Annotated in this window: 19 protein-coding genes and 1 pseudogene; 7 read left to right on the forward strand and 13 right to left on the reverse strand. The window is 72.6% G+C overall.

The window, feature by feature from the left end; genetic code table 11:
• Nucleotides 1–97: 97 nt before the first annotated feature.
• Nucleotides 98–586: pseudogene (locus AB0K82_RS30400) on the forward strand (leucyl aminopeptidase); the annotation flags it as partial.
• Between the two features lie 23 nt (nucleotides 587–609).
• Here AB0K82_RS30400 and AB0K82_RS30405 read toward each other — a convergent pair.
• The 8 genes from AB0K82_RS30405 to AB0K82_RS30440 all read right to left on the reverse strand — a co-directional run bounded on the left by AB0K82_RS30405 (nucleotide 610) and on the right by AB0K82_RS30440 (nucleotide 9,501).
• Complete coding sequence (locus tag AB0K82_RS30405) at nucleotides 610–1,485, reverse strand: hypothetical protein (RefSeq protein WP_364403638.1); 876 nt, start codon at nucleotides 1,483–1,485, stop codon at nucleotides 610–612.
• Between the two features lie 17 nt (nucleotides 1,486–1,502).
• Nucleotides 1,503–2,234 (reverse strand): polysaccharide deacetylase family protein, encoded by a 732-nt coding sequence (locus tag AB0K82_RS30410; RefSeq protein WP_364403641.1) that lies wholly within the window; start codon nucleotides 2,232–2,234, stop codon nucleotides 1,503–1,505.
• A complete protein-coding gene (locus AB0K82_RS30415) occupies nucleotides 2,231–3,571 on the reverse strand; it encodes a polysaccharide deacetylase family protein (protein WP_364403644.1) in 1,341 nt (446 codons plus the stop codon). Before AB0K82_RS30415 ends, AB0K82_RS30410 begins: the two co-directional genes overlap by 4 nt.
• An 11-nt stretch (nucleotides 3,572–3,582) precedes the next feature.
• Nucleotides 3,583–5,100, reverse strand: coding sequence for a polysaccharide deacetylase family protein (locus tag AB0K82_RS30420; protein ID WP_364403647.1), 1,518 nt, complete (start codon nucleotides 5,098–5,100; stop codon nucleotides 3,583–3,585).
• A complete protein-coding gene (locus AB0K82_RS30425) occupies nucleotides 5,093–6,439 on the reverse strand; it encodes a glycosyltransferase (protein ID WP_364403650.1) in 1,347 nt (448 codons plus the stop codon). Before AB0K82_RS30425 ends, AB0K82_RS30420 begins: the two co-directional genes overlap by 8 nt.
• A gap of 104 nt (nucleotides 6,440–6,543) precedes the next feature.
• The gene (locus AB0K82_RS30430; RefSeq protein WP_364403653.1) at nucleotides 6,544–7,845 is read right to left on the reverse strand and encodes a nucleotide sugar dehydrogenase; all 1,302 of its coding nucleotides are present in this window, start codon (nucleotides 7,843–7,845) and stop codon (nucleotides 6,544–6,546) included.
• Nucleotides 7,846–8,182: 337 nt separating this feature from the next.
• Complete coding sequence (locus tag AB0K82_RS30435; protein ID WP_364403656.1) at nucleotides 8,183–8,761, reverse strand: hypothetical protein; 579 nt, start codon at nucleotides 8,759–8,761, stop codon at nucleotides 8,183–8,185.
• Nucleotides 8,762–8,877: 116 nt separating this feature from the next.
• Nucleotides 8,878–9,501, reverse strand: coding sequence for an O-methyltransferase (locus tag AB0K82_RS30440; protein WP_364403658.1), 624 nt, complete (start codon nucleotides 9,499–9,501; stop codon nucleotides 8,878–8,880).
• A gap of 136 nt (nucleotides 9,502–9,637) precedes the next feature.
• On the opposite strand from AB0K82_RS30440, the gene sigE reads away from it, so the two are divergent.
• From sigE to AB0K82_RS30465, 5 genes are all read left to right on the forward strand, one after another.
• Nucleotides 9,638–10,231 (forward strand): RNA polymerase sigma factor SigE, encoded by a 594-nt coding sequence (gene sigE / locus AB0K82_RS30445; protein ID WP_364403661.1) that lies wholly within the window; start codon nucleotides 9,638–9,640, stop codon nucleotides 10,229–10,231.
• Between the two features lie 130 nt (nucleotides 10,232–10,361).
• Nucleotides 10,362–10,943 (forward strand): zf-HC2 domain-containing protein, encoded by a 582-nt coding sequence (locus AB0K82_RS30450; protein ID WP_364403664.1) that lies wholly within the window; start codon nucleotides 10,362–10,364, stop codon nucleotides 10,941–10,943.
• Entirely contained in the window at nucleotides 10,940–12,013 is a 1,074-nt protein-coding gene (locus AB0K82_RS30455) for a sigma-E factor regulatory protein RseB domain-containing protein (protein ID WP_364403667.1), read from the forward strand. The genes AB0K82_RS30450 and AB0K82_RS30455 overlap by 4 nt, the downstream gene beginning before the upstream one ends.
• A 170-nt stretch (nucleotides 12,014–12,183) precedes the next feature.
• The gene (locus AB0K82_RS30460) at nucleotides 12,184–14,004 is read left to right on the forward strand and encodes a trypsin-like peptidase domain-containing protein (RefSeq protein ID WP_364403670.1); all 1,821 of its coding nucleotides are present in this window, start codon (nucleotides 12,184–12,186) and stop codon (nucleotides 14,002–14,004) included.
• Nucleotides 14,005–14,098: 94 nt separating this feature from the next.
• Nucleotides 14,099–14,425: a sec-independent translocase gene (locus AB0K82_RS30465; RefSeq protein ID WP_345354075.1), complete on the forward strand. Its 327-nt coding sequence runs from the start codon at nucleotides 14,099–14,101 to the stop codon at nucleotides 14,423–14,425.
• A 27-nt stretch (nucleotides 14,426–14,452) separates the two neighbouring features.
• Here the strand turns inward: AB0K82_RS30465 and AB0K82_RS30470 are convergent, their stop codons facing one another.
• The 5 genes from AB0K82_RS30470 to AB0K82_RS30490 all read right to left on the reverse strand — a co-directional run bounded on the left by AB0K82_RS30470 (nucleotide 14,453) and on the right by AB0K82_RS30490 (nucleotide 19,092).
• Complete coding sequence (locus AB0K82_RS30470) at nucleotides 14,453–15,316, reverse strand: glycoside hydrolase family 16 protein (RefSeq protein WP_364403673.1); 864 nt, start codon at nucleotides 15,314–15,316, stop codon at nucleotides 14,453–14,455.
• Between the two features lie 58 nt (nucleotides 15,317–15,374).
• Nucleotides 15,375–16,511, reverse strand: coding sequence for an Mrp/NBP35 family ATP-binding protein (locus AB0K82_RS30475; protein ID WP_364403676.1), 1,137 nt, complete (start codon nucleotides 16,509–16,511; stop codon nucleotides 15,375–15,377).
• Between the two features lie 20 nt (nucleotides 16,512–16,531).
• Nucleotides 16,532–17,101, reverse strand: a complete 570-nt coding sequence (locus tag AB0K82_RS30480) for a DUF1003 domain-containing protein (RefSeq protein WP_364403678.1) — start codon at nucleotides 17,099–17,101, stop codon at nucleotides 16,532–16,534.
• Complete coding sequence (locus AB0K82_RS30485; protein ID WP_364403680.1) at nucleotides 17,098–18,441, reverse strand: CBS domain-containing protein; 1,344 nt, start codon at nucleotides 18,439–18,441, stop codon at nucleotides 17,098–17,100. Before AB0K82_RS30485 ends, AB0K82_RS30480 begins: the two co-directional genes overlap by 4 nt.
• Nucleotides 18,442–18,579: 138 nt before the next feature.
• Nucleotides 18,580–19,092 carry a hypothetical protein gene (locus AB0K82_RS30490; protein ID WP_364403683.1) on the reverse strand — a complete coding sequence of 171 codons (513 nt, stop codon included), beginning with the start codon at nucleotides 19,090–19,092 and terminating at the stop codon, nucleotides 18,580–18,582.
• 42 nt (nucleotides 19,093–19,134) lie between these two features.
• On the opposite strand from AB0K82_RS30490, the gene AB0K82_RS30495 reads away from it, so the two are divergent.
• A complete protein-coding gene (locus tag AB0K82_RS30495; RefSeq protein WP_364403798.1) occupies nucleotides 19,135–20,073 on the forward strand; it encodes a CoA ester lyase in 939 nt (312 codons plus the stop codon).
• Nucleotides 20,074–20,109: the final 36 nt, after the last annotated feature.

Below are 20,109 nucleotides of genomic sequence, written 5' to 3' on the forward strand. Positions count from 1 at the left end.
GAAGGCCGCGACCGCCAGTTTTGCCGTCTCTGGGGCGTCGGGGTCCAGCCGCTCCTGGAAGGCGAAGAACAGCCGTCCCAGCGGGCTGGCTGGCACCACGACGGAGGTGCTGAACACCGACGCGGAGGGCCGCCTGGTCCTGGCCGACGCTCTCGCCTACGCCGACGCCGAGCTCGACCCCGACGTGCTGGTGGACATCGCCACGCTCACCGGGGCGGCCAAGGTGGCGCTGGGCCAGCGGCACGGCGCGCTGTACGCGACCGAGGACGCCCTCGCCGCCGAGCTGCTCGGCGCGGGCGCGGACAGCGGCGAGCCGCTGTGGCGGATGCCCCTGACCGACGACTACCGCGCGGCGATCGACTCCGACGTCGCCGACCTCGCGAACATGGGGCGCGGCGGCTTCCGCGCGGGCTCGATCGTCGCGGCGCTGTTCCTGCGGGAGTTCACCGGCCGGCGCGCCTGGGCGCACCTCGACGTCGCCGGGCCGGCCCGGGCCGGCTCCGACGACGCCGAGGTCACCCGTGGCGCGACCGGCTACGGCGTCCGTCTCCTGCTGCGCTGGCTCAGCGGGCGCGGCACCGCCTGAGGCCGGCTCCGCAGCCGGAGCGCTCAGGTCCGCGTGACGCGGAAGCCGGTGAACTCGAAGTCGCAGTTGTCACCGCGCAACCCGACCGCGCCCGGGGACAGGATCGCCGCCCCCTCGCTGCCGTCGTCGGTCGCCGACAGCACCTCACGGCCGTCCCGCGCGGCCGTGATCGTCACCAGGCCGCCGCCGGACGTCCTGATCCGGACCCGGAACGACTGCCAGCGGCCGTACGGGACGGCGTAGCGGGCCTGGCCCAGGGTGTAGTAGGTGCCGCCGTTGGCGTCGCCGCCGGGCAGCTTCTTCTTGACCACCATGAGGCCGTCCCGGCGGTTCAGCGAGACGACGTAGAGCTTCTCCGGACTCTGCCAGCGCAGGAAGAGGTGCACTCCGTCGATCTCAGACGCGGCCGCCCGCCCGGCGGCCGTCAGCCCCAGGTTCCGCACCCGCAGGGACACCGTGACGTCCGCGAAGTCCCGGCGCCGCGTGGTCATCCGGAACACGCTCGACCCCGTGCCCCGGGACGATCCCGCGTCCGGGACCGACGCGTCCGGCACACCGGACCAGGCGACGCCCCGGTGGATGAACAGCGACCCGCTGCTGACGTCCCAGTCCCGGGAGACGCGGGTGCCCGGCGTCTGCGGGTTCCAGTGCGCGAACTCGTTGGTGACGAGCCGGTCCGGCCCCGTCAGCCGCGGCGCGAATGCCGCCGGGTGCTGCCGGGACCACACCGCCCAGCCGCCCGTCCCGAGCACCGCGACCGCGGTGAGGAGCAACGCGGCCCGGACACCGGTCCGCCGCCGGGGGCGGCCCGGGGCCGCCGAGCCGGGCGGGACGGCGCCGGAACGCGGCTCGCCCGCCGTGCGGAGGGCGTCGCGCGTACGCCCGTTGTGCCGATGCATCGACGCGTCCTTCCCGGTCAGTCGGTGGCGAGGGCGGTGCAGAACCCGCGGGCGCGCAGCCCGCGGATCACCGTGGGCAGCGCCTGGACCGTGGCGGCGGACTGGCGGACGCCGTCGTGCATGAGCACCACGGAGCCCGGGACCACCTGGTCGAGGACGGACGCGGCGATGTCGCCCGGATCGCGGCCGCGCCAGTCGGCGGTGTCGATCGACCAGCGGATCACCCGCATCCCGGTCAGCTTCGCCTCCCCGTCGACCGTGGTGTTGGTGTTGCCGAACGGCGGCCGGAACAGCGTCGGCGCCGGCGCCCCCGCCGCCGTGATCGCCCGCTGCGTCGAGGTCAGCTGCCAGTCGATCTGCGCCTGGTCGAGGTCGGCCATGTGCGGGTGGTTCCAGCTGTGGTTCTCGACCAGATGGCCGCCCGCCACCTCCGCCCTGATCAGGGCGGGCCGCGCGGCCGCCTTCTGGCCCATGACGAAGAAGGTCGCCCGGACCCCGTACGCGCGCAGGACCTTCAGCACCTGCGGCGTGTAGATGTCCGGCCCGTCGTCGAAGGTCAGCGCGACCCGGCCGCGCGTGCAGCGGTTGTCCGTCCGCGCGGCCTGCAGCATGGCGTTGGTCACGACCGTACGGGCCTTCTCGGTGTCGGCCTTGCCCGGTGGGGACAGCACGTCGATCGTGAGCCCGGCGGTGAGGGCCAGCAGCCCGAGCCCCAGACCGAGCTCCCCGAGGACTCTTTTGTTCGTCATGGGTTCGCCGGGTCGGTGATGTCGTAGTCGTCGGTGTAGATGGTGCCGGTGCCCGCGAGGGAGATGCCCATGGACAGGCCGGTGGCGTCGGCGGGCGCGGCCGGGCTCGTGTAGGCCGGGGTCTTCGTCCAGGTGCTCGTCGCGGGCAGCGCGGGGCCGCTGGTCCAGTACACCCAGGTGCCGGCGCTGGTCCGGTAGTACAACGTCAGCTTGACCTGCACGTCCGCTCCCCAGCTGCCCTTGTACCAGGCCGACGCGTTGTAGACGTGGCCCGGCGTGGCGACCGGCGCGCAGGTGTTGGCGTCCTGTTTGGTGACGAGTTTGCGGTCCCCGCTGGTCAGCGCGGTCACGTCGAGCTGCTGGGAGTACGAGCCGGTGTGCGCGTCGGTGGACCGGGTCCAGGTGTAGGTGTTCGTGCCGTACCCGCCGTACTGGAAACAGGCCGGCAGGCCGCCTGCGGCCGACTCGAGCGAGGGGTTCTGGACGAGGTTGCCGTGGGTCGGCGGGTTCAGCGGCGGGCCGTTCACGGGCGGCTGCTGCGCACCGCCGATCACCTGGTCGACGGTCTTGACCGTCGTGCCGAGCAGGGCACGGGGGGCGAGCCAGTCGAGGAAGTCCGACAGCGTGCTGGGGCTGACCGAGTAGATGTCCGTGCAGCCGTCGCAGACGTGGTGGAAGACGAGCTGCACCCAGCCGCCGCCGTGCAGTTCCGCGTTGGTGACCAGGCTCTTGAGCGTGGCCAGGCTCGTGTCGGACTTGATCGAGTCGGGCGACTGCATGTTGTACACGTCGGCCGGCGGGATCGTCTCGGCGTAGCCGCAGCCGTCGCAGGAGCCGGGCGACACGACGCCGCCGACCGCGCGGGCGCTGTTGTAGCCGCAGTCGCGCACGATCTGCTCGGTGGCGGCGTTCTCCGAGCCGTACGGGTAGGCGAAGTTCTTGACCTTGAAGCCCCAGCCGAGCAGGGTCACCCGGTCGTTGCAGACCTCCCGCTTGGCGTCGTCGGAGGACAGGGTCGTCAGGTCGGCGTGGTCGACGGTGTGCCCGGCGATCTCGTCCCCGTCCGAGGCGAGGGCCGCGATGTCGGTCTGCGTCATGTAGTTGGTGAGGTTGGTCTGCCCGCTGTTGATGTAGAAGGTCCCGTGCAGGTGGTGGGCCTGCAGGATCGGGCGGGCGTTGGTGAACTGGTCCTTCACGCCGTCGTCGAAGCCGAGGGTGACGACGGTGTTCGTGAGGGCGTGCGCGGTACCGCTCACGCCGGGCACGGCGAGCGCCGCGCACAGCAGGGCGAACAGCGCCGCCAGGCGGGCGGCCGCCGGGGGAGGTCTGTGGGCCATCGGTCCTTCTCTCATCGTTTTTGCTGGGGGTCCGGGGTCAGGGTCGGGCGCTCGTACACGACGATCCGGCGGCCGTCGTCCGCGGCGATGCCGAACTTGATGCCGCCTTCGTGCAGGCGCCGGTCGAAGGTCGCCCGCAGCCGGTGGCCGTCGACGGTGACGTCCGCGGTGTCGCGGTGGACCCGGATCAGTACGGTCCGCCCGGTGCGGCTCGCCGGGAGGACCGCCTTGGCGAGCACGACCCGTGCCGCGTCGCCGATCTGCTGGCGGACGACGATCGAGCTCTCCCCGAGGACGACCTCGAGCCGGCCGCGGTGGCCCGCGCCCGCGCCGTCCCGTACGGCGATGACGGCGGCGGCGTGGCGGTTCACGCCGGTCACGCGGGTGCGCACCGTGTAGTCCACCCACTGGCTGGTGTTGACGCCGCCGTCGAGCAGGCAGGTGCCGTAGCCGTCGCTGCGCACGGCCAGGGCGCCGGGCCGGTGGGTGCAGTCGGCCAGGTCGCCCATCCACCGCAGGGCCGCCAGGTCGTGCGGGGGCGCGACCGGCACCGCACCGCGGACCATCTCCAGCAGGTCCGACACCGACGTCGTCGCGCGGACGCCGATGCGGTCCAGCGTCCAGCGGGGCGACTGGGCGCTGACCGCGTTGACGTGCTCGGTGGGGACGTTCTCGCCGATGAAGGCGACGCCGAACCCGGCGTCGCGCAGGAGGTCGGGCAGCTCCTTCGCCAGCGCCGGAGCGTCGCCCATGCTGCCGGTGTCGCCGAACGGGTACGAGAACGCGCTCGCGGGCCGCCCGAGGATGTGCCGGAAGAACGCCTGGCTCCGGGCCAGGTCGGCGCGTACCCGGGACCGCCACGCCGCCGGGGACTCCAGCCGCCCGTGGACGAGGATCCGGTTGCCGAGCGGCGGCGCCAGGTCGCCCGGCACCGGCACCTGCTCGTGCATCGCGTGCGAGTGCGAGCCGAACTCCCAGCGGCCGGTCGCGCGCAGCGCCCGCAGTTGCCGGGTCGACAGGTAGTACGACGGCGTCCCGGCGGCCACCATCTTCGACGTCGTGAGGAAGGCGACCGCGGTGAAGTGGTAGCGCTCGAGCATCGGGTCGACCGTGGTCCAGTCGGTCAGCGTCCCGTCGTCGAACGTCAGCAGCAGCGCCTTCGGCGGCAGCCGTACGGGCTGGTGCGCGATCAGCCGTTCGACGTCGGCGAGCCGGACCGTGCGGTAGCCCGCGGCGGCCAGGGCGGCCAGGTGCTCGCCGAACAGCCGCCGGGTCAGCGTGCTGCCGGCGTGGTCGCCGTCGGACACCGCGTGGTAGGTCAGCACGACCACCGAGCCGGGGTAGCCGGGCAGGCCGGCGGCGGTCCGCGCGGTCGCCGTGTCGAGCCGCACCGGCGCCGGGGCCTGCCGCGGCGGATCGAACGGACGGCTCATCGCGACCCACACGACCAGCACGAGGGCCAGGGCGGCGATGAACACCGCGCCGTTGACGGCCTCGCCCAGCCGCCTGAGGCGGGTCGGCTCAGCCATCCTGCACCACCTGCGGGGAGGGGGCGATCCGGTACGCCGGGGGCCGTCGCCGGTCCACCGAGCGGGTGCCCCATTTCCCGTCGCGAATGCGGGCGATGGCCCACAACAACTGCGGCGAAAAGGTGATGTAGAAGAACGTTCCGATGAAGGCGTAGAGCCACAGGCCGTCTTTGCGCAGCATTCGGTAGACGAACGCGTACGCCATCGACACGAGGTACAGGCCGAGGAAATAGATCAGCGGCGAGTGTCCCTCCACGACGGCCCGGACGACGGTGAGGAAGATGACGATCGGGCTGAGCAGCCCCGCGCAGGTCTGCACGGCGACCGACGGCAGCGCACGGGTGCGGCTCCGCCAGATGTGCGACAGCAGGAGCGGCCCCTCCCGGCTCCAGGACTTCTTCCAGCGCAGTTGCTGCCGGAAGAACTTCCGGTAGGCGTCGGGAACGTCGGTCCACGCCTCGGCGCGGGAGTCGTACCGGGTGATCCAGCCGGTCTTGATCACCCGGTTGGTCAGCGCCCGGTCGTCGCCGTACGTGCACTGCACGCCGAGGAACCGCTGGTTCTCCCAGGCGTCCAGCAGCGGCTCGACCGCCGCGCGGCGGTAGGCGGCGAAGCAGCCGGAGCAGCAGGTGACCGCGCCCAGGACGGACTCGGCGCTCTTGAGGAGCTGGAACGAGACGTAGTACCGCGCCGCCTGCATGCGGGTGAGCGTGTTGGCGTCGGCGTTGCGCGCGTAGGTGAGGCCGGAGATCGCGCCGACCTTGGGGTCGGCGAAGCCCTGGACGAGCTTGCGGACGGCCTCGGGCGCGGGCATGGAGTCCGAGTCGACGAAGACGAGGATCTCCGCCGAGGTGGCGCGGATGCCGGCCGCCATGGCCGCGCGCTTGCCCTGGTTGCTCCCGAGGTCGACGCACCGCACCGACCCCAGGGGATGGGCGGCGGCCGCCCGCAGCATGTGCTCCCACGTGTCGTCGCTGGACCCGTCGTTGACGACGACCAGCTCCAGCCGGTCGCGGGGATAGTCCAGCGCCATGCAGGAGTCGATGGTGCGGACCACCGCCTCGCCCTCGTTGAAGGAGGGGACGATGATCGCGACCGTGGGCGTGAGCCCCACGTCGCGCGGCGGCCGGTAGCAGGCCGCCAGCAGGAAGCGGCTCAGCACGTAGCCGCTGACCGCGATCGTGTAAGTGGGGGTGAACGGGTCGCCGCGAAGGAACGCGACCTTGATCCCGACGTGCCAGGCGATGACCAGACAGATGACCGTGACGCCGGCGAACGCCCCGAAGGACGCGAGCCGCCCGGGCCGGGCTCGGTCCCCCGGGAGGGGTGGCGTGCTCACGAAGACTCTCCTCGTGCTCGATGGGCATGACGGGACGGGACGGCGCCGGGTGTCGCTCGGCGCCGTCTCCGCCCTTCGACACGGCGGGGCAGAGGGGAACGGGGTCAGAGGGGAACGCGGCGACCGGCGCCGGTGAGGCGGTACGTCGCGTCCAGGACGAGCTGGTCCTCGGGCAACCAGGACAGGTCCAGGGCCCGGTGCGTCGTGTGCGCGATGACGAGGTCGGTCTCACCGGCCGACGGCGGGTCGACGCTGCCGAGCACGCCGCCCTCCGGCAGCCGGATCTCCGGGACGAGGGGATCGTGGTAGGCGACCTGGGCGCCGGCCGCCAGCAGGCCCTCGATGATCTCCAGGGCGGGGGACTCCCGGACGTCCTCGACGTCCGGCTTGTAGCTCACGCCCAGCACGAGGACGCGCGCGCCCGCCAGGCCAATCCCGGCCTCGGACAGCACCTCGCGGACCCGGTCGACGACCCGCCGGGGACGCCCCGCGATCGCGGACATGGCCTGGGTGACGACGGGGGTCGGGAGCCGCGTCTTGCGCAGTTGCCAGAGCAGGTAGTGGGGGTCACAGGGGATGCAGTGCCCGCCGGCCCCCGGACCCGGGAAGAAGGGCATGAACCCGTACGGTTTGGTCGCCGCCGCGTTGATGACCTCCATGACGTCCAGGCCGAGGGTGCGGCTGATCTCCGCGACCTCGTTGGCCAGCGCGATGTTGACGGCCCGGAACGTGTTCTCGAACAGCTTGGTCATCTCGGCGGCGCCGGCGGAGGACACCTCGTGCAGGTTGCCGGTGCAGTGGGCGAGGACCTTGACCGCCTCGGCCGTGCACTGCGGGGTGGCCCCGCCGACGACCCGGGGGACGACCTCATGGGCGTACCGGTCGTTGCCGGGGTCGATCCGCTCCGGGCTGAAGGCGACGAAGACGTCCCGGCCCACCTGGAGCCCGCGCCGCCGGAGCGGCCCGGCGAGCAGGTCCTCCGTGCAGCCGACGTAGCTGGTCGAGGTGAGGATGACGACCTGCCCGGGCACCGCGTGCAGGACCGCCGACGCGCAGGCCCGGTCCAGGGCGGACAGGTCCGGCGTCAGGTGCGCGGTGACCGGGGTCGGCACGCAGATCACGACGGCACGGGCCCAGGACGCGTACGACGGGTCGGCGACCAGGGCGAAGGCCTCGTCGCCCAGCGCCGTCTCCAGCCGGGTGTGGTCGGAGGGGAGGAGGTCGACCCGGCGCGACCGGATCCTGGCGAGGCGCTCGGGACTCGCGTCGATGGCGAGCACGCGGGCGCCGGCGGCGTGGAACGCCAGCGCGGTCGGCAGCCCGACGTACCCGAGCCCGACGATGGCGACGTCGTACGCGCCGGACGCCGGGGCGTAGGCGTCGAGGTCCGGTGCGGCGGTGGTCATGAGGCATCCTTCGTCGGCCTCATGACCAAGGTGCTGTGCTCGTCGATTCCCTCGCGTCGCTCGGTCATGTGACGACCTCCGCGGGCTCCTCGGTGACCTTGATTGACGGCCTCGGGAGAACAGCCGCGAAATGCCACGTTCTTCTGATGTACATCTTGGGGCCTCACTTCGGGGGGATTGCCGAAAGGGCGGCAGAAAGCATGTTGTCGTGCTCTATCCCCGCACGAACCCCGCAAAGGGGTGAGCGGCCTACGTCGGGCGCGTGAGGTCCTAAGTCAGGGTTTATTCAGCGAACCCACGTTAATTAAGGAGAAAACGGGAAAACGGCGTCGAAGTGTCAGCGCGACCCGGCGTCCACGATCCGCACGCCGCCGAGGCGGCGCACCTCCTCCAGGACCGCCTCCGGCGGCATCGTCGCGCGCGGCGGGAACGCCGTGGACCAGTGCGGGGTCGCCGTACCGGGCACGTCCTCCAGGCGCAGCGCCAGCAGCTCCACACCGGGTACGGCGCCCGCCTCCGCCGCGCGCTCCTCGGTGGGCAGGAACGCGACGTGCCGCACCGAGCGCACCCGCCCGCGCGGGAGCGTCTCGTTCCACACCACCACCGAGGCCACGTCCGGCCAGGAGAGCCGCCGGTCCCGGGCGCGCGACCACGGCCACGCCGCCGGCAGGCACACCCCGTGCTCGTCGATCTCCAGCACCGGCCGGCCGCTCACCGCCCGCCCGGCCGTCACGACGAGGCGGGCGCCGAACAGCGCGAGCCCCAGCACGCCGACGACGAGGGCCACCAGGCCGCCGACGGCCGGCATGCTCAGCGCCCCGCTCACCGCGAACGCCACGGCCACCCCGGCCAGCACGAGCGTCCCGGCGACCGACGCGACGCCCTGCGGTGACGTCCGCGCCCGTACGGCGATCACGACGCCACCGCGGCCGGGGCACGCGTCCCGGTGACCAAGGTCGTGCCCGGTGGCGAGGTTCGCGCCCGTACGGCCGTCACGACGTCGCGCACCTTCGGGTCACCCGCGGCGTGGGCTCACCGGCTCTTGACGGCGGCGAGGAGCCCGTCCCCGACCGGCAGCAGCAGCGGGAAGAGGCGGTCGTCCTCGCGGACCATGCGGCCGAGGCTGCGGATCGCCACCGTGTCCGGGTCCCGGTTCGCCGGGTCGGCGACGCGGTCGTGCCACAGGGCGTTGTCGAACGCGACGACGCCGCCGGGCCGCAGCAGCCGCAGCGCCTCGCCGAGGTACTCGGGGTACTCCTGCTTCACCGCGTCGCAGAAGACCATGTCGTACGCGCCGTCGGTGAGCCGGGGCAGCACGTCCAGGGCGCGGCCGGCGATCATGCGGGCACGGGAGGTCGGAAAGCCGGCCGCGGCGTACGCCTCGCGGGCCAGCCGCTGGTTCTCCGGCTCGACGTCCACGCTCGTGAGCACGCCGTCGGGTCGCATCCCGCGCAGCAGCCAGATGCCGGACACGCCGCATCCGGACCCGATCTCCACGACCGTGCGCGCGCTGATCGCGGCGGCGAGGAAGCGCAGGACCGCGCCGCCCGCCGGGCCGATCGGGGTGGCCCCGACGTCGATGCCGCGCTGCCGGGCCTCGCGCAGCGCCTCGTCCTCCGGGAGGTATTGGTCCACGTAGGCCAGGGTGGCCTTCACCGCGTCGATGACTTCCTCCTAGGGACGCATGAGTCTGCAGGGCAAACACTAGTACGGAGGGGGAACTCCGCCGCGTACCGTCACGTTCTTCAGAGGGCGTGGCTACCGCTAGGCGGAGAGGAAGAATCGGGGCAGTATGTCGGTGGCAGAACTCGTACGTGAAAGGGGAGTGTCGGTGCACGACCCCGGCATCGCCTGGACTCCTCCGACGTGGGACGAGATCGTGCGGGAGCACTCCGCGCGCGTCTACCGACTGGCCTTCCGGCTCACCGGCAACCCCCACGACGCCGAGGACCTCACCCAGGAGGTCTTCGTCCGGGTCTTCCGTTCCCTCGCCAACTACCAGCCCGGCACGTTCGAGGGCTGGCTGCACCGGATCACCACCAACCTGTTCCTCGACCAGGCGCGCCGACGGCAGCGCATCCGGTTCGAGGGGCTCGCCGATGACGCGGCCGAGCGCCTGCACGGACCGGAGCCCACGCCCGCCCAGGCCTACGACGACAAGAAGCTCGACGCCGACGTCCAGGCGGCGCTCGACTCGCTGGCGCCGGACTACCGCGCCGCCGTCGTCCTGTGTGACATCGAGGGCCTGTCCTACGAGGAGATCGCCGCGACCCTCAGCGTGAAGATCGGCACCGTCCGCAGCCGCATCCACCGTGGCCGTGCGCAGTTGCGCGCCGCGCTGGAGCACCGCGGCCCGCGCCGCACCGCCGCCCAGGAGGCCCCATGAGCGAGCGGAGCGAGCGAATCGTAGGCGCAGCGCCTCTGGTCCCTTCCCGACGGAGGAGGGCGCATACCGAGCGGAGCGAGCGAATCGTAAGCGCAGCGCCTCTGGTCCCTCCTCCGACGAAGGAGGGCGCATGAGCGAGCGCATGAGCGGCGGGCACCATCTCGGGGAGCGGCTCACCGCGCTGATCGACGGTGAGCTCGGCCACCACGAGCGCGAGAAGGCGCATCGCCATCTCGCCGCCTGCGCGGAGTGCCGCGCCGAGGCCGAGGCGCTGCGCTCCCTCAAGAAGCGGCTGCGGGCGCTGGGCGACACGATGCCCTCCGAGGCCCTCCTGCGCCGCCTGGAGGCCATGGGCGAGCCGGGGGACCCTCTTCCGCCGCCCGTTCCCCGGCTGCCCGGCCAGGCCCGCTCCCCGGCCGTCGCGCGCCCCGGCGACGTGCGTCCCGCCCGGACCCGGCCGTCGGACAACCGGCCCAGCCGCGCGGCCGTCGTGCGGCGCCGGCTGCCGCGCGGCCGCTACCTCGTCGCGGGCGCGGCGGCGTTCGCGGTCCTCGGCGTCGGCTCGGCGGCGTTCGCCGCGGGCGCCGACCCGGGTCCCCTGCCCCGCGTCACCCCGTCCGTCGAGCAGTTCGCCGTCGAGCACGCCCTGACCTCCGGAGACGTCCCGCTGACCGACCCGCGGCCCGAGGTCACGGCCGGCGATCACCCGTGAGCGGCCGGACCTCGCACAACGCGTGGCTGGCGGGTGGTCTCGCCACCGCGCTGTTGCTGCTGTGGTTCGTGACCACCGGTGACACCGCCAGCGGCGCCCGGCTGCGGTCCGACCCGGAGGCCCTGCGCCTTCTGCGCGGCGCCGAGGGGGCCGCGCGCGACACCTCGTACGAGGGCGTGCAGTACATCACGTCCTGGAGCCGCAGCGGCATGTCGACCACGTCGCTGGTCAACGTCGCCCACGTGCCCGGCCAGGGCACCCGGATGCGGGTGCAGAGCACCACCGCCGAGCAGGGCGGCCAGATGTTCGAGGCGGACGACCCCCAGCAGGCCCAGGGCGGTCTCACCGGGTACACGTCGAAGATGCTCGACCTGCTCGCCCGCAACTACGCCGTCGTCCAGGCCGGTGAGGGGCAGGTCTGCGGGCGGCCCACCACCATCATCGAGGCGCGCCGCGCCGACGGCACCGCCGCCGGCCGGTTCCACATCGACCGCGCGACCGGCCTCATGCTCCGCCGTGAGCTGCTCGACCAGCAGGGGCGCGCGGTGAACCTAACGTTCTTCACCGAGATGCGGCCGTCGGTGCCGAAGACGATGTTCGTGGCGGCCTCCACACCGCAGACGATCGAGGCGCCCTGGACGCACCAGCTCGTCGGCGCCGACCTGGGCGCGCTGCGGTACCGCGGCTGGCCGGTGGCGTCCGCCCTGCCGGGGCACCTCAGCCTGTACGACGCGCGGCAGCACGACACCGGTGGTCCCGTCGTGCACCTCAGCTACTCCGACGGACTCTCGGTCGTCTCGGTGTTCGTGCAGCGCGGCGTGCTCGATCCGAGCAGCGTGCAGCACTGGCACAAGACCACCCGCGGCGGCCGGACCGTCTACCTCCGCGACACCGTCCAGCAGCGGGCCGTGTGGGCGAGCCGGGGCTACGTCTACACGATCGTGGCCGACGCGCCGCCGCCGGTCGTCGACCAGGCCGTGGCGGCGCTGCCGCACGGTGACACGGGGTTCTGGGGCCGCATCGGCCGGGGCCTCGACCGGCTGACATCGTGGGCCAACCCGTTTGACTGATCGGTGAAGATCGCGTTTTGTAGGGCGTTCAGGTGGATGTGGTCTCGGGTGGGGTAAAGCCGTGACCCGAATGGTTTGGTGGTCGGGGTCGCTTATGCTCGCCACATGCCATGCCCGGCAGTGTGGAGCGCTGAAGCAAAGTCCATGCGCGGTACGCAAGGAGCTTGTTGATGACGGATGACAGCCGCGCGCCCGGGGGGGCCACGTCGGATGACGGGCGTGCGCACGGGCCGAACGCCGGGGACGAGGACGCCGCCCCGAGCCTGACGGACCAGCTTCTGGTGTCCGGTCCGCCGAGGTACGAGGGCATGGCGCCGCCGGACCCGGAGGCGTCGTCGTACGGGGCGGAGGGCCGGCCGTACGGATCGGTCGGCGTTCCGAGTCAGGGCGGCCCGACGACCATGCCCGACCAGGAGGTCCGGCCGGGCCTCGAGCAGGGCGGCCCGGGCTACGCGGGTCAGAACGGTCAGCCGGGTCTTGACGACGGCCGTCCCGGCTACGCCGGTCAGAGCGGTCAGCCGGGTCTTGACGACGGCCGGCCGGGCTACGCCGGTCAGAGCGGTCAGCCGGGCCTTGACGACGGCCGTCCCGGCTACGCGGGTCAGAACGGTCAGCCAGGCGTTGACGACAGCCGTCCCGGCTACGCGGGTCAGAACGGCCAGCCGGGCATCGACGAGGGCCGTCCGGCGTACACCGGCCAGGGGGCTCCGGCGTACGGGCAGGGCGGCCGGCCGGGGGAGCAGGGTCCGCCGCGACCGATCTTCACGCCGCACAACCAGCCGCAGCCGTCCCCGGTCCCGTACGCCTGGGGCACGCCGCCGGGCGGACCCGGCGGCACCGGCCCGAACTGGGCGCCCGTGCCGTCCGTCCGGCCGAGCGAGCGGTCCGGGCCCATGGGGGTGTTCGTCGTCGTCGCGGTGGCGGTCGCGCTCATCGCCGGCGCCCTGGGCGCGGGCATCGGCGTGATCGCCACGCGTAACAGCGGTCCGCGGTCCGTCGACCTGGGCGGCGGGTCGACCACCGGCGCCAAGAACCGCGATCCGGGATCCGTCGCCGGGATCGCCAAGCGCGTCGTGCCGAGCGTCGTGATGATCAAGGTGGCGAACGCCACCGAGGGCGGCGCGGGCACCGGCTTCATCGTCAACGGCGGCTACATCGTCACCAACAACCACGTGGTCGCCCCCGCCGCCCAGGGCGGCACGATGCAGGTCGTCTTCAACGACGGCAAGACCACCTCGGCCAGCATCATCGGCCGCGACCCCAACTCCGACATCGCCGTGATCAAGCCCGGCTCGCTCGACGGCCGTCCGGCGCTCCTCCTCGGCGACTCCGACGGGATCGCCGTCGGTGACCCGGTCATCGCGATCGGCTCGCCGCTCGGCCTGGCCGGCACGGTCACGACCGGCATCGTCAGCGCGCTGAACCGGCCGGTCACCACGAGCGGCGAGAGCGGCGAGTCCGCCTACATCAGCGCCGTGCAGACCGACGCGGCCATCAACCCCGGGAACTCCGGCGGCCCGCTGGTCGACTCTCAGGGCCGGGTCATCGGGGTGAACTCCGCGATCGCCACGCTGGGCGGCCAGTCCCTCGGCGGCGACAAGCAGCAGAGCGGCAGCATCGGCCTGGGCTTCGCCATCCCGAGCAACCAGGTCAAGCGGGTCGCCGAGCAGTTGATCAAGGGCGGTAAGGTCACCCACCCGATCATCGGCGCCTGCATGGACATGTCCTACCAGGGCAGCGGGGCGCGGATCGCGACGAGCGGCTCGGCGACGCAGTGCAAGGGCGGCGCGATCACGCCGGGCGGCCCGGCGGAGAAGGCCGGGCTGAAGGCCGGCGACGTCATCACGTCCTTCGCCGGCAAGACGATCGGCGGCGCCGACGAGCTGATCGTCGCCATCCGCAGCAAGTCGCCCGGTGACACGGTGCCGGTCGTCTACACCCGCGCCGGGCAGAGCAGGACCGTCCAGCTGACCCTGGCGGCCGGCAACTAAGGGGAGCCCACTGGGGGGAGACCGCGCATCCCGGCCCGGTTAAGCTGGGATGAGCGGCTCCTCGCAGGAGCCGCGGCCACCACATGGAGGACGGGTGTTCGGCATAGGGTTCGGTGAGGGCGCGGTCCTCGTGGTGCTGGCCGTCATCATCTTCGGTCCGGACCAGCTCCCCAAGGTCGCGGCCCAGGCGGGGCGTGCCCTGCGGCAGTTGCGCACGATGGCCAACAGCGCGAAGCAGGACCTCCAGGACGGGCTGGGGCCGGAGTTCGCCGACTTCGACATCGCCGATCTGAACCCCCGCCGGTTCGTGACCAAGCACCTGCTGGAGGACCTCGACGAGCTCGACGTCCAGGAGCCGGTGCGCGACGAGCCGCTCCTGCCGTACGGCGAGCGCCCGCCGTACGACCCGGAGGCCACCTGAGTCCAGGGCGGGCCTGACGCCCTGCCGTCAGCGGTTGATCCCGGGCGCGCGGAACACCCGGATCCAGTCGACCTCCATGGTCACCCGCTGCGGCGTGTCCGCCATCCGGTGGAACCCGTCCGCCGTCTCGTTGCGCAGGTTGAGGTGCATGTCCGCCTGTTTCGGGACGTACGGCCCCTGGTAGGTCCACACGGCCTTGCCGTCCACCCAGAACGTCAGCTTCTGCGGCAGCCAGTCCACGGCCACGGTGTGCCACCGTGTGAAGTCGACCCGGGCGATCTTGGCGAGCTGCCGGTCGTCCGCGCCGTGGTGGATGAACAGCCCGCCGGTACGCCGGGTGCCGTCGATGATCTCGGCGAAGTCGATCTCCGCGAACTCCGGCGCGCCGAGCCGGGTCGGCCACAGGAAGGCGGTCGCGGAGTACCCGCTGCCGCGGTCGGCCCGGATGCGCGCCTCCCAGCGGCCGTACGTCTGGGCCAGGCGCGAGACGACGCCCGCGGACTGGTCCTTACCGTCGTAGAGCCCGCCGACGAGGCGCAGGCGCCCGTTCGCCACGTGCACCCCGGCGGGCGAGCCCGGATGGGACAGGGCGTTGGGCGCGTCGTAGACCTGCCACTTGCGCGGGTCCAGCCGGTCGCCGCCGAAGTCGTCGTACAGGACGGGGCGCCCCCATCGGCCGTACGCGCGGGCCGAGGGGGTGCCGGACGGCCGCGTGGTCCGCAGCTCGTCGGACGTGCTGGGTGCCGGAGTCGGAGCGGCCGGGTCGTCGGCCGCCGGGCCGGACGGTGCCATCGTGGGCGGTGCGGCGATCGGCCCGCGCCCGCCGGACGAACATCCGGCGGCCGCGATCGCTAAGGCCAGGACGGCCGTACGGGCGGAACGTAGTGCCATGGGCACACGAAATCACGCCCGCACGGCCGGTGCCGCGAAGACGCGGACTAAGAATCGGTCATGCGCGGTTCGGGCTCAGTCCAAGCTGCCGGCCGCGCAGGCTCTTCGCCCGGCCCGAGAGCTTGTCGGCGATGGCCCGCAGCTCCTTGGCCGCCGGGGCGTCCGGGTCGTCCAGCACGATCGGCAGACCGGCGTCGCCGCCCTCGCGCAGGCGCACGTCGATCGGGACCTGACCGAGCAGCGGCACGGACGTGCCGAGGGTCCGGGTCAGCGCGTCCGCGACCGTCTGGCCGCCGCCGGAGCCGAACACGTCCACCGGCTCACCGCAGTGCGGGCAGGGCAGGTAGGACATGTTCTCGATCACGCCCGCGACGGTCTGGTGCGTCTGCGCGGAGATCGCGCCCGCCCGCTCGGCGACCTCGGCGGCGGCCTGCTGCGGCGTGGTCACGACGAGGATCTCCGCCGAGGGCAGCAGCTGGGCCACCGAGATGGCGATGTCGCCGGTGCCGGGCGGCAGGTCCATCAGCAGGACGTCCAGGTCGCCCCAGTAGACGTCGGCGAGGAACTGCTGCAGCGCGCGGTGCAGCATCGGGCCGCGCCAGACGACCGGCGCGTTGCCCTCGGTGAACATCCCGATCGAGATCACCTTCACGCCGTGGGAGTTCGGCGGCATGATCATCTGCTCGACCTGGGTCGGCCGCCCGGTCACGCCCAGCATGCGGGGGACCGAGTGACCGTAGATGTCGGCGTCGACGACGCCCACCTTGCGGCCCTGCGCGGCCATGGCGGCCGCGAGGTTCACCGTGACGGAGGACTTGCCGACGCCGCCCTTGCCGCTCGCGACGGCGTACACGCGGGTCAGGGAGTTTGGCTTGGCGAAGGGGATCTCCTTCGGAGCCTGCCCGCCGCGTAGCTTCGTCTGAAGGTCGGCGCGTTGCTGCTCGCTCATCACGTCGAGGTCGACCCGTACGCCGGTGACGCCGGGAATCTTGGAGACGGCGGCGGTGACGTCGCGCGTGATCGTGTCACGGAGCGGGCAGCCGGCGACCGTGAGGTACACGCCGACCGTCACGGAGCCGTCGGCGGCCACGTCGACGCCCTTGATCATGTCGAGCTCGGTGATGGGACGGCGGATCTCCGGGTCGTTCACCGTCGCGAGCGCCGCGGTCACCTGCTCGATCGTGGGGGAGGCCATGCCCCCATGTTATTTACCGGTCAGTCGACGGGCGAACCCAGCTCGCCGGGACCGGACGATCGGTGATCGCGCCACTCGGGCGCGTGGCGGTGCCCGTCCAGTTCCTTGAGCAGGTGCGCCAGCTCGTCGCGGATCCACTCGCGGGTGGCGACCTCGTTCATCGCCATGCGCAGGGCGGCGATCTCCCGGGTGAGGTACTCCGTGTCGGAGACGCTCCGCTCGTTGCGGGCGCGGTCCTGCTCGTACTGGACACGGTCGCGGTCGTCCTGCCGGTTCTGGGCCAGCAGGATCAGCGGCGCGGCGTACGACGCCTGCAGCGACAGGATCAGGGTCAGGAAGATGAAGGGGTACGGGTCCCAGCGCAGGAACGTGGGTGCGAAGACGTTCCAGCCCAGCCAGATCGTGATGAACGCCGTCATGTAGACGAGGAACCGCGCCGTCCCGAGGAACCGCGCGATCCGCTCGGAGAACTGGCCGAACGCCTCCGGGTCGTAGTACAGCTGCGGCCGGATCGTGCGGCGGTACTCCCGCGGCTGGTCGAGGCGCCCGAACCGCCGCTCGTCACGGCTCCTGCCGAGGGCGGTGCTCATGGTCGACTCCCGTCACCGGATACTTCCGCGCCGCGCAGGGCCTCTTCCTCTTCGTCGGCCTCCTCCACCGGCGCGTCCATGACGCTCTCCCGCCAGTCGTCCGGCAGCAGGTGGTCGAGGACGTCATCGACGGTGACCGTGCCCAGCAGGTGCCCGCCCTCGTCGACGATCGGCACGGACACGAGGTTGTACGTCGCCAGGTAGCTCGCGACCGCCTCGAGCGAGCGTGACGGCCGCAGGGGGTCCAGCTCGGTGTCGCAGATCGCGCTGACCAGGGTCGGCGGGGGCTCACGGAGCAGCCGCTGGAAGTGGACGGTGCCCAGGTAGCGGCCGGTCGGCGTCGCCGTCGGCGGACGGCAGACGTACACCTGGGCGGCCAGCGCCGGGTTCAGGTCGGCGTTGCGGATCAGGGCGAGGGCCTCCGCGACGGTCGCGTCCGGGGACACGATCACCGGGTCGGTGGTCATCATGCCGCCCGCGCTGTTGTCGGCGTAGGTCAGCAGGCGGCGTACCGGCGCGGCCTCCTCCGGCTGCATCAGCGCGAGCAGTTGCTCGCGCTGCTCCGCGGGCAGCTCGCCGAGCAGGTCGGCGGCGTCGTCCGGGCCCATCTCCTCGAGCACGTCGGCGGCGCGGTCGACGCCCAGCTCGCCGAGGATCTCCACCTGGTCGTCCTCGGGCAGCTCCTCCAGGACGTCGGCGAGTCGCCGGTCGTCGAGCGCGGCGGCGACCTCGACGCGCCGCTTCGCCGACAGCTCGTGCACGAGGTTCGCCAGGTCGGGGGCGCGCATCTGCTCGAACGCGGCGATGAGGTTCGCGGCCCCCTGCTTCTCATCGACCATCGTCAGGCCGCTGACCTTGTCCCAGTCGGTGACGAACGTCTCGCCGCGCCGCCGGCGCAGGCCCAGCCGCGCGCCCCGGCCGGACGGAGGATCGACGCGGCGAACGGCCACCTTCATGACCAGCCAGTCCCGGGTCCGGGTCTGTTCCATGCCCAGGTCAAGGACGATCGCCTTCTCACCGGTCTCCTCGAGCTCGACGGTCCGGTCGAGCAGCTCGCCGATCGCCAGGGTCTCGGACTCGCGTTTCTCGAACCGGCGCATGTTGATCCGGCCATCGAAGATCACCGCGCCGGCGTCGATGTTGGTCACTCGGGTGATCGGCAGGAAGACGAGACGGTGCGGCGGAACCTCCACCACGAGGCCGAGCACGCGCGGTGGCCGTGGCGTCGGGCGGAGCGCGACGACGACGTCGCGCGCTCGGCCGATCTGGTCCCCGGCGGGGTCGAACACCGCGATTCCCGCCAGGCGCGCGATGAACACGCGCGACGGCGTTCCGGTCATAGGTCGAAGGCTATCGATACGCGTCCTGTCTCCAGGTAAAGGGCGATCTATTCCCTGGGAGCCAGAAGATGACGCGCGTCCGTCGGGCTGCCGGAGACCCCCTGGACACGCCGCGACCGAGGGCCGGGGCGTCCGGTCTCAGCGGTCGGGGCGGCGACGCCGGCCGCCGACCATGAACGGGGGCTTGCCGACGGAGGTCGCGGGGCTGGGCACCGGGCGTACGGCGGCGTAGTCGGCGGGCATCTGCCCGGGTGCCTCGGTGACCTCGCCGGTCGGCGTGAGCCGCATGACGTACGCCTCCTGCGCCCAGCGCTCGGTCTGCGCCTCGCCGTCGGGGGCGTTCAGGCGCTCCTTGGCCAGCAGCGGGACCACCGCCGCCCACTCCTCCGAGCCCGGCTTCACCTCGCTCACCGCCGCCACCCACGAGACGATGCGGTTGCCCTTGTCCTTGCTGCGGACGGTGACGGTGACGCGCTCGGCCTCCGGCAGGCCCGGCAGCGGCTGCTCGATGCCGCCGGTCACGACGTACGCGGCCCCCTCGTGCCAGAGGTGCCAGGCGGCGCGCGGCTGGGCGAGGTCGGGCAGGGCGAGCCAGATCAGCCCCGACCGCCGGGTGGCCTCTTCGACGAGCGCGGTGGTGGGATCGCTCATACGCCGCAGCATCTCACGACGGCTACCATCCGCTGCATGCCCATGCGCGCCCGCCGGAGCACCCTCGCCGTGCCCGCCAGCAACCCGCGGTTCATCGAGAAGGCGCGGGGACTGCCGGTCGATGAGTTCTTCCTCGACCTGGAGGACGCCGTCGCCCCGTCGGCCAAGGCGGACGCCCGGGCGAACGCCGTGGCCGCGCTGCGCGACGGCGGCTGGGGCGACCGGGTCCGCGTCGTCCGGATCAACGACGTGACGACCGGGTTCGCCTACCGCGACGTGATCGAGGTGGTGGAGGGCGCGGGGGCGGACCTGGACTGCCTGATGCTGCCGAAGGTCACCTCGCCCGGCGACGTCGTCTGGCTGGACGTGCTGCTGACCCAGATCGAGCGGGCCACCGGCCTGCCCGTGGGACGGATCGGGCTCGAGGCGCAGATCGAGGACGCGCGAGGGCTCACCCGCATCGACGAGATCGCCGCCGCGTCGCCCCGCCTGGAGGCGCTCGTCTTCGGTCCGGGGGACCTGATGGCCTCGATCAACATGAAGACGCTCGTCGTCGGCGAGCAGCCGCCCGGCTACACCGAGGGCGACGCCTACCACCACATCCTGATGCGCATCCTCATCGCCGCCCGCGCCCGGGACCTGCAGGCCATCGACGGGCCGTACTTCAACGTCCGCGACGCCGAGGCGTTCACGCGGGCCGCGCGGCGCAGCGCCGCGCTCGGCTTCGACGGCAAGTGGGTGCTGCATCCGGCCCAGGTCGACGCCTGCAACGAGGTGTTCTCCCCGGCTCAGGACGACTACGACCACGCCGAGCTGATCCTCGACGCGTACGACCACGCGACCCGGGTCCAGGGCCGGGGCGCGGCGATGCTCGGCGACGAGATGATCGACGAGGCGTCCCGGAAGATGGCCCTGGTGATCGCCGCGAAGGGCCGCGCCGCCGGCCTGCGGCGAACGAAGCAGTTCACAGCACCCGAATAGTCTTTTTGGGTCATCCGGAAACCGTGACTGACCCCC

The organism is Actinoallomurus sp. NPDC052274 (genome assembly GCF_040679475.1).
GTDB lineage: Bacteria > Actinomycetota > Actinomycetes > Streptosporangiales > Streptosporangiaceae > Actinoallomurus > Actinoallomurus liliacearum.